Annotated in this window: 14 protein-coding genes, 1 pseudogene and 1 riboswitch; of the genes and pseudogenes, 14 read left to right on the forward strand and 1 reads right to left on the reverse strand. The window is 47.1% G+C overall.

Annotated elements, in window-relative coordinates; all coding sequences use genetic code 11:
- Positions 1-204: 204 nt before the first annotated feature.
- The 8 genes from A6049_RS08495 to A6049_RS08530 all read left to right on the forward strand — a co-directional run bounded on the left by A6049_RS08495 (position 205) and on the right by A6049_RS08530 (position 7524).
- A complete protein-coding gene (locus tag A6049_RS08495) occupies positions 205-786 on the forward strand; it encodes a cob(I)yrinic acid a,c-diamide adenosyltransferase (RefSeq protein WP_063564220.1) in 582 nt (193 codons plus the stop codon).
- Complete coding sequence (locus tag A6049_RS08500) at positions 783-1766, forward strand: RluA family pseudouridine synthase (RefSeq protein ID WP_063564221.1); 984 nt, start codon at positions 783-785, stop codon at positions 1764-1766. The genes A6049_RS08495 and A6049_RS08500 overlap by 4 nt, the downstream gene beginning before the upstream one ends.
- 353 nt (positions 1767-2119) lie before the next feature.
- On the forward strand, positions 2120-2485 hold the full coding sequence (locus A6049_RS08505; RefSeq protein ID WP_063564222.1) for an arsenate reductase family protein: 366 nt from the start codon (positions 2120-2122) through the stop codon (positions 2483-2485).
- Between the two features lie 173 nt (positions 2486-2658).
- Positions 2659-3552, forward strand: a complete 894-nt coding sequence (locus A6049_RS08510; RefSeq protein WP_095206021.1) for a 5'-3' exonuclease — start codon at positions 2659-2661, stop codon at positions 3550-3552.
- 5 nt (positions 3553-3557) lie between these two features.
- The gene (locus A6049_RS08515) at positions 3558-4664 is read left to right on the forward strand and encodes a phosphodiester glycosidase family protein (protein WP_063564334.1); all 1107 of its coding nucleotides are present in this window, start codon (positions 3558-3560) and stop codon (positions 4662-4664) included.
- Between the two features lie 29 nt (positions 4665-4693).
- Positions 4694-5389 (forward strand): MOSC domain-containing protein, encoded by a 696-nt coding sequence (locus A6049_RS08520; RefSeq protein WP_063564223.1) that lies wholly within the window; start codon positions 4694-4696, stop codon positions 5387-5389.
- Positions 5390-5460: 71 nt separating this feature from the next.
- Positions 5461-6339, forward strand: coding sequence for an ROK family protein (locus A6049_RS08525; RefSeq protein WP_063564224.1), 879 nt, complete (start codon positions 5461-5463; stop codon positions 6337-6339).
- Between the two features lie 183 nt (positions 6340-6522).
- Positions 6523-7524 carry an HRDC domain-containing protein gene (locus tag A6049_RS08530; protein ID WP_063564225.1) on the forward strand — a complete coding sequence of 334 codons (1002 nt, stop codon included), beginning with the start codon at positions 6523-6525 and terminating at the stop codon, positions 7522-7524.
- Between the two features lie 92 nt (positions 7525-7616).
- Here A6049_RS08530 and corA read toward each other — a convergent pair whose 3' ends face one another.
- Positions 7617-8552: a magnesium/cobalt transporter CorA gene (gene corA, locus A6049_RS08535; RefSeq protein ID WP_053780458.1), complete on the reverse strand. Its 936-nt coding sequence runs from the start codon at positions 8550-8552 to the stop codon at positions 7617-7619.
- Positions 8553-9005: 453 nt separating this feature from the next.
- Positions 9006-9130: riboswitch (SAM riboswitch) on the forward strand.
- A 234-nt stretch (positions 9131-9364) separates the two neighbouring features.
- On the opposite strand from corA, the gene metA reads away from it, so the two are divergent.
- The 6 genes and pseudogenes from metA to A6049_RS33985 form a co-directional block, all read left to right on the forward strand.
- Positions 9365-10282 carry a homoserine O-acetyltransferase MetA gene (gene metA / locus A6049_RS08540; RefSeq protein WP_063564335.1) on the forward strand — a complete coding sequence of 306 codons (918 nt, stop codon included), beginning with the start codon at positions 9365-9367 and terminating at the stop codon, positions 10280-10282.
- Positions 10283-10306: 24 nt separating this feature from the next.
- On the forward strand, positions 10307-11494 hold the full coding sequence (locus A6049_RS08545) for an aminotransferase class I/II-fold pyridoxal phosphate-dependent enzyme (protein ID WP_053780460.1): 1188 nt from the start codon (positions 10307-10309) through the stop codon (positions 11492-11494).
- The gene (locus tag A6049_RS08550) at positions 11487-12680 is read left to right on the forward strand and encodes a trans-sulfuration enzyme family protein (RefSeq protein WP_063564226.1); all 1194 of its coding nucleotides are present in this window, start codon (positions 11487-11489) and stop codon (positions 12678-12680) included. The genes A6049_RS08545 and A6049_RS08550 overlap by 8 nt, the downstream gene beginning before the upstream one ends.
- Positions 12681-12924: 244 nt before the next feature.
- Positions 12925-14061 (forward strand): cyclic dehypoxanthinyl futalosine synthase, encoded by a 1137-nt coding sequence (mqnC, locus tag A6049_RS08555; RefSeq protein ID WP_063564227.1) that lies wholly within the window; start codon positions 12925-12927, stop codon positions 14059-14061.
- A gap of 251 nt (positions 14062-14312) precedes the next feature.
- Entirely contained in the window at positions 14313-15278 is a 966-nt protein-coding gene (locus A6049_RS08560) for an aldo/keto reductase (protein WP_063564228.1), read from the forward strand.
- Positions 15275-15822: pseudogene (locus A6049_RS33985) on the forward strand (alcohol dehydrogenase catalytic domain-containing protein); the annotation flags it as partial. The gene A6049_RS08560 and the pseudogene A6049_RS33985, both read left to right, overlap by 4 nt.

Genomic DNA, 15822 nt, shown 5'->3' on the forward strand with positions numbered 1-15822 from the left:
TGCAAGGATTTGGCGTATACTCGGCAGAGTACACCAACTCATATATACGTGTGAAGGATCTCACTGGTTTCTGAAAATAATAGCATTCCCGTATTCATAGCAGGTCAAGTATACTGATTAAGTTAAACTCTAGAAGGGCAATGCATTTATATTTAACCCCAGCGTTCTACCATGCGAATGATATTAACAATAGGAGGGATTACAATGGGCATATATACACGAACAGGTGACGAGGGGCAGACCTCAGTCATTGGTGGACGGGTCATCAAGGACGATGACCGGGTTGAAGCTTACGGGACAATTGATGAGCTGAATTGTTTTGTTGGGCAGGCCATCAGTTTTATTGATCAAGCAAATGGGGAATTTGAGGATTTGCGTGAACACTTGCTCGAAATTCAGCAAGAATTGTTTGATTGCGGGTCCGATCTCGCCTTTGTAAAAATTAGCGAAACCAAATATAAAGTACGGGATGAGATGGTCACCCGGCTTGAGCAATGGATTGATCTGTATGATGCGGAAAATCCGAAGGTGGAACGGTTTATTTTGCCAGGGGGCAGTTTGCTCTCTTCCACATTACATGTCTGCCGTACAGTATGTCGTCGCGCTGAACGCCGCGCCGTAACACTCGGACAGCACACGGATATCAACCCTTCTGTACGACGTTATTTGAATCGTCTGTCTGATTATTTCTTCGTTGTAGCTCGGACTGCCAATGCGAGACAACAGGTAGCTGACATTGAGTATGTGCGGAGCAAAAAAGTATTCCGCCGCAAAGACAAAGAATGAGCGATTATTATTCACCACTTATTTACACGGTTCCCGAAAATGAAGATGGCTGGCTGCTGAAGACCGTGCTTCAGCGGCGCCTACAGGTTTCGCGCAAGCTCCTGTCGAGAATCAAACTTACAGAGCAGGGAATTATGTTGAATGGCGAGCGGGTATACATCAGCGTCAAAGTTAGCGCAGGTGACGTCCTGGAAGTCCGAATGGAACAGGAAGAGTCGGATGATATTTTACCTGAGCCGATTCCCTTTACGATACTGTATGAAGATGAGCACTTGCTTATCGTGAACAAAGATTCCGGTGTCATCGTACATCCAACACATGGGCATTACACAGGTACTTTGGCAAACGGGGTTGTCCATTATTGGAAGTCCAAAGGCGAGCGATTCCGCTTCAGGCCGATTCATCGACTGGATCAGGAAACATCGGGTGTGCTGGCAATCGCAAAAAATCCATATGTGCACCAGCATGTGTCTGAACAGATGATCGCAGGAACGGTGGATAAACAATATATTGCCTTAGTGCACGGTAGTCCTGCCCAAGAAGAGGGGGCCATCGATGGCCCGATTGATCGTGATCCCGAAGAGCCGCATCGTCGAATCGTTACACCTGACGGGTATGCGGCAAGAACGTTATACACGACCGTTGTCCGATGGGCGGGCGGAAGTGCCAGTGCGGTGAATCTGAAGCTGGAGAGCGGCAGAACCCATCAAATAAGGGTACATATGACATCGATTGGCTGCCCGTTAATTGGGGATCGGATGTACAAGACCCTTCCAGTGCATGAGATTGATGAGCAGACCATGGCTGTCCGAGAGGAGCGAGACACTTGGATTGCTCGTCAGGCATTGCATGCATGTGAGCTGGTGTTTGACCATCCCATTTTGCACAATCGGATGACGTTCCAAGCCCCGTTGCCCGCAGATATGGCTGCCCTGGAGGCTCGCCTGGATACGGAGGCATCACCTAGAGAAGTATTGTGAAATGCTGTCAAACGGCTTGTGATTTGCGCTGTGTGTGGACTTCAGTGCATGGTGCGTCCGCATATCAACTGGATGTAAGATAACCCATGTGAGGGATGCGATGTATCCGAACAATATGCCGTAGGCTAAGGTCTTGCGATTATAAGCTCTTTGGTTCTAGAGCTCTTAGGTCATAGTGTCTTGATCCTAAAATGATATAGCCGAATGGACATTTTTCTCATTCGCAAAGAGGTTTAAAATTACAGTGCGATGGTATCGGTTTGGAGCGACTTTTGGATTTGCAAAGCAAACCAAGGGAAGCGAGAAGTCGAAACCGGAGCACCACCGGAGCACACATAGGAGGAGAAGTAACGATGAGTAATCTAAAAGTATATCAATACGCCAAATGTGGCACTTGCCGCAAAGCCGTAAAATGGCTGGAAGCTCAGGGGCATGAGCTGGAATTAATCCCTATTTTCGACACACCTCCATCCGAAGCAGAATTAACGGAGTTGATTCAGAAGAGCGGAGTTGAAGTGAAGAAGTTCTTTAATACGAGTGGGGAAGTGTACAAGGAGCAGCAATTGAAGGACAAGCTGCCAGGGTTGTCCACAGAAGAGCAGATTCGTTTGCTGGCTTCCAATGGTCGTCTGATTAAACGTCCAATCGTTACGGATGGTCACAAAGTGACCGTAGGATTCAAAGAAGACACGTATGAGCAGGAATGGAACAACGCGTAATTTATAGATGAATGATTTCATTGATTGTTAAATGAATCAAGGTGAAAAAGGCTCTGAATGTTCAAATTTCAGGGCTTTTTTGGCTGGTCGATCCTTGGCGGAACTATGCTATAATGATAGAATTAGTTCGATATTTTATTTGCTAGATACAGGACAGGAGAGAACAAATTCAAGTGAATCAACGTAATGAACCTACTTTGTTGCTGGTAGATGGTATGGCGGTGTTGTTCCGTGCATTCTATGCAACATCTGCAAGCGGATATATCAGACGTACAAAGGCAGGCGTGCCAACCAACGCAGTATACGGATTTATCCGTTATTTTTGGGATGCGGTTCAGACCTTTGGGCCAAGTCATGTCGTATGCTGTTGGGATATGGGGGGCAAGACGTTTCGCGGTGAAGAGTATGCAGCGTACAAGGGGAACCGTCCGGAAGCTCCGGATGATCTGATTCCTCAATTTGCTCTGATTCGTGAAGTGATGGATAGTTTGAACATTTCGAATATTGGAGCTCAAGGATATGAGGCTGATGATTGCATCGGTACACTTGCCAAGTACTACACCGAGCAGACGGATATGAACGTGATGGTACTTACGGGTGACCATGATATGCTGCAACTGATTGATGACCGCACAAGCATTATTATTATGAAAAAAGGTCATGGCAATTACATGGTGTATACGCCTGAATCTCTAATGACGGAGAAACAACTGACGCCTCGTCAAGTGATTGACATGAAAGGTCTGATGGGCGATGCCAGTGACAATTATCCTGGGGTACGGGGCATTGGGGAGAAGACGGCTTTGAAACTTGTGCAGGAGTTTGGCTCCATAGAAGGCATTTTGGACAATATGGATAAACTTACCCCTTCGGTACGTAACAAGATTGAGAATGATCTCGATATGCTTCATCTGTCTCGTAAACTGGCAGAGATTCACTGTGCTGTTCCGGTAGCTTGTGCACTGGATGTATGTGAATTGCGTCTTGATCCGGATATGGTGATGGACAAGTTCGAACAACTTGAGATGAAGAGCCTGGGCTCTTGGATGGGAGTGGCAATAGGGTGAGTAGTATGCAGACAAAAAGGACGGGCAAAAAGTGGTGGACAGGGGCTATGGCCCTCGTCCTTGCTTTGCCGGTAATCCTTTCAGGAGCGGTGAGTGCTCCACAGACAGCGGATGCCAAAGCGGCAATTAGCACCAAGGTACAGAAAGTAAAAGCAGCAGGACGCAGTTTTACCGTGCAGACGGTTAGTATTCCCAAGGGTACACCAGTTACCGTAGGATTGGCGAAGAAGCAGGTCGGTCAGACCGCAACATTACCTTCGATTGTTAAGGCATATGGCGCGCAAGCGGCCATTAACGGAGCGTTTTTTGAAGCTTATAACGGAGCTCCAGATCCATACGGCATGTTAATAGCAAACGGCAAAGTTATACATATTGGAAGATACGGAACAACGATCGGGTTTAAGGAAGACGGTTCAGCCATCATGGATTCGCTTCAAGTGAGTCTGACGGGTAAAGTAACAGATAAAGAAGGGAAATCACGCAGTTGGTATGCGACCTTTATTAACCGAACACCTTCCGCGAATGCGAGTATTACGATGTTATACACGCCAGAGCGGGGATCTACAGTCGGGTTCAAAGGAGGTACGGCGGTTGTGATGGAGAAAGGGATTGTCACCAAGAAAGTACCGAATACCGATGTAGCCATTCCGAAGAATGGCTCGGTGCTGGTCTTCACGGGAAATCAGAAATCTTCGTCGGATCGCTTCACCGTTGGATCAACTGTAGAGATGAATTATAAATACACCAATGCAGCAGGCAAAGAGATCCCTTGGCAAGATGTAGTCACCGCTGTGGGCGCAGGTCCGCGTCTGGTGAAAGACGGCAAAATTGCCGTAAATCCAACGAGTGAGGGCTTCAAGGATACCAAAATTCTCAATGCCTCCGGCGCAAGAAGCGGTATAGCCATAATGGCCGACGGTTCGGTTATGTTGGCTACCGTGTCAGGAGCGACGATCAAAGAATGGGCTGCTGTCATGCAGAAGCTTGGTGCCAAGGAGGCAATGAACCTGGATGGTGGTGCATCTTCTGGCATGTATGCTGGCGGCAAAATGCTTACTTCCCCGGGCCGCTTGTTAAGTAATACACTTGTTTTTGGTGGCTCTGTTCGTTAAAAGAAAGCTAATATGGGAGGTAGGATCAGATGACACTCACACATAACCGGAAGCCAGATGAAAGCAAAACGGCGGTATTAGCTGTAAACGTAGGGCAACTTCAGGCCTTGCCTGGCCAGAAGCGCGAAGTGATGAGCGGCATTGTGAAACATCCCATATCCAGCCCGGTCTTCCTGTCATTCACCGGAATGACAGGGGATGCCCAGGCGGATCTCGAGCATCATGGTGGGCCTGATAAGGCAGTTTGTGTATACGATTACAGTCGTTATCCGGCGCTTGAACAACTGTTGGATCGCAAGCTGAACTGGGGAGCTTGTGGAGAAAACCTGACAGTTGAAGGCTGTATGGAGGAAGAAGTCCGGATTGGTGATGTGTATGAATTGGGGGAAGCCACGGTACAGGTCAGCCAGCCAAGACAGCCTTGCTTCAAGCTTGGTGCAAGGTATGATTACAAAGAATTGCCTGTTTATTTTCAGGATAGCGGGCATACCGGATTTTATTTTCGGGTGTTGCAAGAGGGTGAGGTAACTCCTTCTGCAATATTCAGACGAATAAGCACGGACCCTGCATCAATGACCATTCTGGAAGCCAATCGAATTATGCATCAGGGGAAGCAGGATGCCGTTGCTATGCGTGCTTTGCTGGCCATTCCAACGTTAGCCGACAGCTGGAAGCAGACCTTATTGAAGCGATTGGCCAAGCTCGAAACTGCTGAACAGGATTAATTCATGTCCTCGTTTAGAGAACAGATTCGAAGATCCATTTTAATTTTAAACTACTTGGGAGAGTGACTAACATGACGATTTTAGGCGCAATTGAAGCTGGAGGAACCAAATTTGTATGTGGTATCGGTACGGAAGAAGGAGAAGTTCTTGAGCGCGTAAGCTTTCCAACGACGACACCGGAAGAGACGATGGCTCAAGTAATCGCTTTTTTTGAAGGTAAAGGTATTGAAGCTTTGGGTGTAGGTTCATTTGGTCCAATTGATCCGATTGAAGGAAGCCCGACCTATGGTTACATCACAACAACACCCAAACCGCATTGGGGTCAGTATAACCTGATTGGTAAGCTCAAGGAGCACTTTGATGTACCGATGACGTTCGACACGGATGTAAACGGTGCTGCGCTTGGGGAAGCAACCTGGGGGGCTGCACAAGGCCTGGATAGCTGTCTGTATATTACTGTCGGAACGGGTATTGGTGCAGGCGCAGTTGTAGGTGGCAAAATGGTCCATGGATTGTCACATCCAGAGATGGGACACATCATTGTACGCAGACATCCTGAAGATACGTATGAAGGGTTCTGTCCGTATCATGGGGACTGTCTGGAAGGGCTTGCCGCAGGTCCTGCCATCAATAAACGTTGGGAGCAACCGGCTTACGAACTGCCAGCCGATCACAAGGCCTGGGAGATTGAAGCACATTACCTGGCGCATGCTCTGATGAATTATGTATTGATCCTCACACCTCAGAAAATTGTAATGGGTGGCGGTGTGATGAAGCAGGAGCATCTGTTCCCAATGGTTCGCAGCAAACTGCAGGAATTGCTCGCTGGATACGTTCAGCATCCTGCACTTCAGTCCGAAATTGACCAGTATGTCGTTTCACCGGGACTTGGCGATAACGCAGGACTGTGTGGTTCGCTTGCGTTGGCCAAATTGGCTTTGAACAAGTAAATGGCTTTACAAACAAGCAGTTGACGAATTTTTCCATTGTGGTAATATTATGAGCAACAGCATAGCACGGTTAATGAGGAAGCACCTCTCTTGCATGGATTTTGCAGGAGAGGTGTTTTTTTGTTGCTTAATTTAGCACAAAACAGACTGTGTCGAGCTGAACTATTGAAGGAGGGACAAGAAATGGAAGTCATTTTCATGAACAGATTATCCAGAATGTCAGGTCAGAATGAAGAGCATGCGCAGTTGTGGATCGGTGAAGAAGAAGGAGCGTGGCATCTGGGATGGAGCCGATATGAGGAAGGAGATCGAACGGATGACATCTGGTATGCTGGCAGTTCGTGGGACGAGCTGTTACATGTTTATCGTCATCAGTTAGCCATACAGATGGGCGAAGGATATCGTCCGTTGCTGCAGGGTATGTTTCACGAAAATGATGATTTGAAGTCGCGCAGTTATGGCGGTCAACGTCTTCATTGTTACAGTGAATTATATGGCAATGAGGGGCTGTATATGGACCTATGCATATGGCGCAGGAAGAGAGCAGCGTCTGACCGGAAGGCCCCCTATTTTATTGCAACAAACCGGTTGTTACGCATGATCAGTGCATTTGTTCCACAAACCATCGATGAATTGATGCAACTGCCTGGCGTAGGAGAGAGCAAGGCTTCCGAGTACGGAGCTGAATGGTTGGAGCTTACGAATGGACTGGAACGTTCCACATCTTTTCCGCTAGAGTGGGTGTACTCGGTTCTGAAGGAACAAGAATATGAGAGCTGGTTGTACAAACAGAGAGAGCAGAAATACAAGCAGGAGCTAGACAGATTTACCACACGGAAGCAGGTACTTGAAGGGATGAAAGAAGGATATACGTTAGAGGAGATCGTGAATCGTTCCGGATTGTCCCGTCGGGAGCTAATTGAACTGTTAGAGGCACTGGATTTGGAGGGGTATGACACAGATTGTCTACTCGATGCGGAGCTTGCTGTCATGCCCGAAGAGGAGCAAGAGGCGGTATGGAGCGCCTACGAGGAGCTGGGAGATACGTTTCTGAAGCCCGTGTTACATAAGGTGTATGGAGAAGAGAAGCCTGGCGGGAGCAATCTGGAGCAGGTCTACGAAAGACTGCGCATGATTCGCATCCGGTTTCGTCGTCACACAGAGACAGAGCAGAATGCAGGCTAGATTGGAAATAGGACGTTAGTTGTCATACAATAAACTAATTATAAAAAAAGACGAAGCGTCTCCAAAAGTGGAGCGCTTCGTCTTTTGCTATTTCAAACCCAATCTTTTTTGCGGAAAATAAAGAACATGCTTAGGCCCAGCGTAACCATTAGGCCAATAACCACGAAATAACCATATTTCCAGTCCAACTCAGGCATGTTCGTGAAGTTCATCCCATAGATGCCAGTGATAACGGTCAGCGGCATGAACACCGTGGTAATGGCGGTGAACACACGCATAATTTCATTCGCCCGGTTGGCGATACTGGATTGGTAAGCTTCTCGTAAGTTCCCCATCAGGTCGCGATAAGTCTCAAAGGTTTCGGATATTTTAACAGCATTCTCATAAATGTCACTGAAATACTTTTGCAGTTGATCATCAATAAGACGCAGATCTTTTTTATTGAGTGTGTTAATGACCTCTTTCTGAGGTCCCAGCACTTTCTTCAGCCACAAAATCTCACTGCGCAACCCGATGATCTCATTCAGATGAGACTTCTTGGTATGCATCAGAATGTCTTCTTCTAGTTTCTCGATACGCGCTTCAATTCGGTCACCTACGGTGAAATAATTATCAACAATCAAGTCAACCAGCAGATACAGCAGCTTATCCGGCGTACTGATTTCCTGTTCCCATAGGATCGGTTTCAATGTCCGCAATTCGCTGACTTTCTGTTTGGTAACACTGATAATAAAGTGTCTGCCAAGGAACAAGTTGACGGCACGTAAAAAAATCTCTTCATCATCAAAACGAATGCTATTAATAACAATAAAATAATGGCTCTCATAAATTTCAATCTTCGGACGTTGTTCTTCGTCACTCAAACAGTCTTCCACGGCCAGATCATGCATCATGAACAGCGGTTGAAGTACCGCCAAATCGTCTACGTCGGCATCAATCCAGTAAAACCCCTCCGCTGGTGGAGTCAGCGCCTGCTGAATGTCGTCCACCGGAATAAATACACCGTTATTTACCAACCGGATTTTCATTATTCATCTACTCCTTCTGCACCCGCCAAATGGGCGGATTTCATCAATATGGGCGCAAAAAGAACAGATCAGCCGGTCGGCAGCGGAGCCTGGAAGTCAGGACTGCGTTCGCTCTATAATCAAACGGAAGTAACGTCCCGCTGCCGGCATGCTGATAACAATTCTCTATGCAGTTTGTCGGAATTCGGCTGCCAGTCAGGCCTCGGGTCGCCATCCATTGAATATGTCACCTCTCACATAAGGGTTTATAACACTTGTCTAGTATACCGCTGGTACAGGGTCCTTTCAAGCGCAAAAATGTGTCGATTTCGCGCCCTGGAGCAGTGTATGACAACGGATGATGAACGGTTCCGATCCTGAGGAACAGACATTGAACTACACCTTGACGTGAGGGGATTAATGTCTTAAAGTAAAAGGTGAACCACACTAGTATTTACAATTGAATAAAGCGAAATCTTATCAAGAGTAGGTGGAGGGACTGGCCCGATGAAACCCGGCAACCGGCGGTATACCGCACGGTGCTAATTCTTGCAGCGACCAAGTGTCCAAGTGACACTGTTGTAACTGAGAGATGAGAGAGGCGCATATCTATTTACATATGACCTTTCTCGGAATCCGAGGAAGGTCTTTGTTATATGCACCGACTTCTCAGCAGTGATTTTCGCTAAGGAACTTGAGCTTGCCGCCAGCAATGTGGTTGCAATTCAGCGCCTGCAGGCAAGCTCATGGCAGCCTATAACTGTACGGATGCGAATCGTATCGATTCCGCAGTGGCTGCATCTATTTATGCACAAGGAGGAGTTAGAAACACCATGCCAATCAAAATTCCAGACACACTGCCTGCCAAGGAAGTACTTGCAGGAGAGAACATCTTTGTCATGGACGAGACATCTGCTTACCAGCAGGACATTCGTCCACTACGTATCGCTATATTAAACCTGATGCCCACAAAGGAAACGACAGAAACACAATTGCTTCGTCTGGTGGGTAACACACCAATTCAGGTAGATATCGTTCTGGTTCATCCGAAGTCTCATACGTCCAAGAATACTTCCCAGGAATATTTGGACTTGTTCTACAAAACCTTTGATGAGATTGAACACCGCCGTTTTGACGGCATGATCATTACAGGCGCTCCTGTAGAGCAAATGGATTTTGAAGACGTGAACTATTGGAAAGAAATCCAGGAGATCTTCGAATGGACCAAAACCAATGTGACTTCGACCATGCATATATGTTGGGCTTCCCAAGCGGGTTTATACCATCATTTTGGAGTTCCCAAAGTTCCGCTGGATGAAAAATGTTTTGGCGTATTCTCACATACGATCAACAGATCCAATGTGCAGTTGCTGCGCGGATTTGATGAAGTATTCAACGTCCCGCATTCCCGCCATACGGAAGTGCGACGTGAAGATATTGAAAAAAACGAAAACCTTGAGATATTGGCTGAATCTGAGGAAGCGGGTATTTTCCTGGTTGCTACCAAAGACGGCAAACAGATTTTTGCAACCGGACATGCTGAGTATGACCCTCTTTCATTGAAATGGGAATATGACCGTGATGCAGCTAAAGGCATGGACATTGCGCTGCCTAGACATTATTTCCCGAATGACGATCCTTCCCGTGTTCCCCCGGCCACTTGGCGGGCACATGCAAACTTATTATTCTCTAATTGGCTCAATTACTATGTGTATCAAGAGACACCTTACGATATTGGTCCGCAAATCTAATCGACATTACAGGAGGATGCTGCAATGGAAGACAATAAGTTGAAAATCGAAAGTCGATTGGCCCAAATTGGGTCTATCAATGAACCGGTAACGGGCGCCATTAATTTTCCGATCTATCAATCCACTGCGTTTCGCCACCCAAAGCTTGGACAAAGCACGGGATTTGATTATATTCGTACGACCAATCCAACCCGTAAAGTGTTGGAAGAAGCAGCGGCAGCGTTGGAATCCGGTGATGCAGGTTTTGCCTGTAGCTCCGGCATGGCTGCTTTGCAAACGATTTTCGCTTTATTTGGACAAGGGGATCATCTGATTGTATCGCTGGATCTGTACGGCGGAACGTATCGTTTGCTTGAACGCATCCTGTCTCGATTTGGTGTGACAGCAAGTTATGTAGATACCAATGACCTGGCAGCTCTGGAAAGTATTCGTCAACCGAATACAAAAGCGGTATTTATTGAGACACCAACCAATCCACTAATGATGATTACGGATGTGGAAGCGGTATGCTCCTGGGCCAAGAGCCATAACTTGCTGACCATTGTGGATAATACACTACTGACTCCATTCTTCCAGCGTCCAATTGAACTCGGTGCTGATATCATCATCCATAGTGCCACGAAGTATCTGGGTGGTCATAATGATGTACTTGCCGGATTAATTATTACCAAAGGGGAAGAATTGTCGGCCGAAATGGCATTCCTGCACAATTCTATTGGAGCAGTGTTGTCTCCAAGCGACTCCTATCAGCTGATGAAAGGCATGAAGACACTCGCTCTTCGCATGGAGCGGCATGAGTATAATGCTTTGACGATTGCCAAGTACCTTTTGGAGCACCCAGCCGTTAATGAAGTGTATCATCCTGGTTTGTCGGATCATCCCGGATTTGAAATACAGAATAAACAATCCAGTGGAAATACAGGCATTTTCTCTTTCAAAGTAAAGGATGCTCGTTATGTTGAACCGTTGCTTCGTCACATCAAACTGATTGCTTTTGCGGAAAGCCTCGGGGGTGTAGAGTCATTGATGACTTATCCTGCGGTACAGACCCATGCGGATATTCCGATTGAAATTCGTGACGCTGTAGGTGTAGATGACCGTCTGTTGCGCTTCTCTGTAGGGATCGAGCACGCCGAAGATCTGATTGCCGATCTGGGCAATGCACTCACAGCTGCACAGCAGGAGATAGAAGGGGGAACGCATCATGAGTGAGCAAAACAATAATGCCAACAATCATGAACGGAATGTTCATTCCGACCTGAAGTTCGATACCAAGCTGCTGCATTTCGGTGATGAAATCGATAAAACCACCGGGGCTTCCAGTGTACCAATTTACCAGGCTTCCACATTCCATCATTTTGATATTTTTAATCCACCTCAACATGATTATAGTCGTTCCGGTAACCCGACTCGTCAGGCATTGGAGGATTACATTACATTATTGGAGGGTGGGGCACGCGGATTTGCCTATTCCTCAGGCATGGCTGCCATCTCCAGTGTGTTCATGATGTTCTCGGCAGGCGATCACATGATTGTGACGGAAGATGTATATGGAGGAACGTATCGACTGCTTACTTCCATTCTGAGCCGGATGCAGATTGAGACTACCTTTGTGGATATGACCAATATTGATGAAGTGAAGGCAGCGCTCAAACCGAATACGAAGGCAGTCTATATGGAAACACCATCCAACCCGACACTTCGGATCACGGATATTGCTGCAGTCACCTCCTGGGCACAGGAACATGAGTTAATCTCCATTCTCGATAACACCTTCATGACGCCTTATTACCAACGGCCGATCGAGCTCGGGGTAGATATTGTCGTACATAGTGCGACCAAGTTTCTTGGCGGACACAGTGATGTGCTGGCAGGTTTAGCCGTTGCTCGTACGGATTCATTGGGTACACAGCTAAAACAATTGCAGAATGGACTTGGAACCGTGCTCGGGGCTCAGGAATCCTGGCTGCTGATGCGTGGTATGAAAACCTTGGGTGCGCGTATGGCACACAGTGAACAGAGCACAGCGAAGCTGGCTGCATGGCTTAGTGGACGCAGTGATATTACGGCTGTATTTTATCCGGGGCTGCTGGATCATCCCGGCCGTGAAGCTCATGAACGTCAGTCAAGCGGATACGGCGCTGTCGTGTCGTTTGATGTAGGTTCGGGAGATCGGGCCAAGGCAGTACTTAACCGTGTGAAATTGCCAATTGTTGCCGTGAGCTTGGGTGCGGTTGAAAGTATCTTGTCTTATCCTGCGATGATGTCTCATGCGGCAATGCCGGCTGAGGTTCGTCGTGATCGAGGGATAACTGACGGATTACTGCGCTTCTCGGTTGGTCTGGAAGACATTGATGACCTGATTGCAGATCTGGATCAGGCACTTCAGGACTCGTAGGATCGAACCGTATTGAAACACGGATGTTAGAGCCCGCTGAAAAAGAAATGAAATAGATAGCATATGTAAACATTTTTATTGATTTTTAAAGCACCTTCTCATAAGGTGCTTTTTTTCACATGTAACCTGTGTTACGATATGTGGAGTACAGAAATGCGATGTTGCCACCAAAACTTTCATCTATATGAGCAAGTTGGGACGGATCGTGATTATATTTTCTCTTCATGAGGGAGGCTTTTTTACGATGAGTACGGTAGACCGTATCTTAGATAAAGCCCTTCGGGGCGAACGTTTGGACTTGGAAGACACGATTCAGCTATTTGAATCAAATGAAGTAGACAAAATCGGGGCCGCCGCCAATGTGATTGTAAAACGCATGCACCCCGAACCATACAGAACATTTGTAATTGGGCGTAACGTCAACTACACGAACGTGTGTGATGTGTACTGCCGTTTTTGTGCTTTCTACCGCAGACCTGGCTCTGACGAAGGATATGTACTTCCCGATGAAGTCATTTTCCAGAAGATTCAAGAAACCGAAGACGTAAATGGTACCGAGATTTTGATGCAAGGCGGAACGAATCCGAATCTGCCGTTTAGCTATTACACTGACCTGCTCAAAGCGATCAAGGAGCGTTTCCCTAATATTACGATGCACTCCTTCTCGCCAGCTGAAATTATGAAAATGGTCGAAGTGTCCGACGGTCTTACTTTGGAAGAGGTTGTACGTGCAATTCACGAAGCGGGACTGGATTCCCTGCCTGGTGGTGGTGCCGAAATCCTGGATGACCGTACACGCCGCAAAATCAGCCGTTTGAAAGGTTCATGGCGCGATTGGATGGACGTTATGCAGACAGCTCACCGTATCGGTATGAACACAACGGCAACAATGGTTATCGGCCTTGGTGAAACGATGGAAGAGCGCGCACTGCACCTGCTTCGTGTACGTGAAGCTCAGGATGAGTGCATTGCGAACAAGTATGATTCCGAAGGATTTCTGGCGTTCATTCCTTGGACATTCCAACCGGATAATACAAACCTGAAGCTGGAGCGTCAGACGCCAGAAGAGTACCTGAAGACGGTAGCGATCAGTCGACTGGTGTTGGACAACATCAAAAACATTCAATCCTCATGGGTAACGATGGGACCTGAAGTCGGCAAAAAATCACTCGAATTTGGCTGCAATGACTTTGGTAGCACCATGATTGAAGAGAACGTGGTATCTGCTGCAGGCGCAACGTACAAAGTCAATATTGGTTCCATTACGCAACTGATTCGGGAGTCCGGTTATATTCCAGCACAGCGTAACACAAGATATGATATCCTGCGGACGTTTGATGAGAATAATGCCATTCAACAAGATTTTGTAATGCAGAACTAATATTTATTTTATAGTACATCACGCTGATGAATTGAATGGATAAGAATCATTCAGTCAGTTTGGATATGAAGTCCGTTGATTACTCTTTAAGGGGGAATCGGCGGACTTTTTAATTTCACTTCACACCAAGCGATTATTCACAGATCATCAAACAGTACATATTACGCATTTGGCGATATTTTAGTTTGAAATTCAACTGTTACAATGAAAGGACACGTGAGTAAGCAGACATGCTGGGAAGGGGCAGGCCGATGAAAACAAGAAGACTTGGGAAGACGGAATTGGAAGTACCTGTACTGAGCTTTGGAGCATCCTCTCTAGGTTCAGTATTTCGTGATATTGACCGAGGTGAGGGTGTTCGTACGGTTCACGCCGCTGTAGATGCAGGGATGAACTATATAGATGTTTCGCCCTATTATGGATTAACGAAGGCTGAATCGGTGCTTGGAGAAGCCATCCGTAGTTTGCCACGTAGCTCGTTTACGTTGTCGACCAAGGCTGGACGTTATGGGGAGAATGCATTTGATTTTTCACGTAAGCGGATACATGATAGTGTACAAGAGAGTCTGGATCGACTGCATACCGATTATATCGACATCCTGTTCTTGCATGACATCGAGTTTGTCCCGGCCGATATTATTATTGAAGAAGCTTTCCCAACCTTACTCCGCCTAAAGGAGCAGGGAGTCATTCGCCATGCAGGAATTTGTGGATTACCGCTGCGGTTATTCGAAACGGTATTGTCACAGATTGATGCCGACGCCATCATTTCCTACTGCCATTATGCATTAAATGATACTTCCCTACTGTCCTTGCTGCCCCTTTTGGAAAAGAAAGAAGTTGGCCTTGTGAATGCTTCGCCACTTTCTATGGGCTTATTAAGTACAAGAGGAGCTCCTGCCTGGCACCCGGCAGATGATCGCGTGAAGCAGGTCTGCCTGCAAGCGGCGCGGTTCTGCGCGGAACAGGGCAGCGATATTGCGAAGCTTGCCGTGCAGTTTGCAACAGTCAATGAACGGATTCCAACGACACTGGTCAGCAGTGCAAGTGAACATAATATCCGCAACAATGCAGCCTGGATTGAGGCACCATTAGATCAGGAACTGTTATCGGAGGTACTCCGAATCCTGGCACCAATTCATAATGAGAGCTGGGCCAGCGGCCGTCCTGAATATAACATGAAGTCACAAGCATCATCGAAGGGGGAACAGGAATGAGAGCAGTTATATGTGAAGAAATAAATCGTTTGGCGTTGCGAGACATAGCTGAACCCGAAAGAACCGAGAATCAGGCGTTGGTTACTATCCGACGAATTGGTATCTGCGGCACAGATCTGCATGCATACAGAGGCAATCAGCCATTCTTTACCTATCCTCGTGTTCTGGGTCATGAACTGGCGGCTGTTATTGAAGAAATCGGTCCGAACGAGGCAGGATTACAGCCTGGGGATCAGGTAAGTATTATTCCGTATCTGCACTGCGGTCACTGTATTGCATGTCGCAGTGGAAAAACCAATTGTTGTGCGTCCATGCAAGTCATGGGTGTGCACGTAGACGGAGGCATGAGAGAAAAAATCAGCGTGCCTGTCTCACATCTGCTCTCAGCAGAAGGTTTGACGCTGGATGAGACGGCAATGGTAGAACCATTAAGCATTGGAGCCCATGCCGTCAGAAGAGCGGGAATCAAGTATGGTGAGCATGTGGTTGTGATTGGAGCTGGCCCCATTGGATTGGGTGTGATGGCATTTGCCAGACAGGCGGG

The organism is Paenibacillus sp. O199, assembly GCF_001636635.1.
In the GTDB taxonomy this organism is placed as follows: domain Bacteria; phylum Bacillota; class Bacilli; order Paenibacillales; family Paenibacillaceae; genus Paenibacillus; species Paenibacillus marchantiae.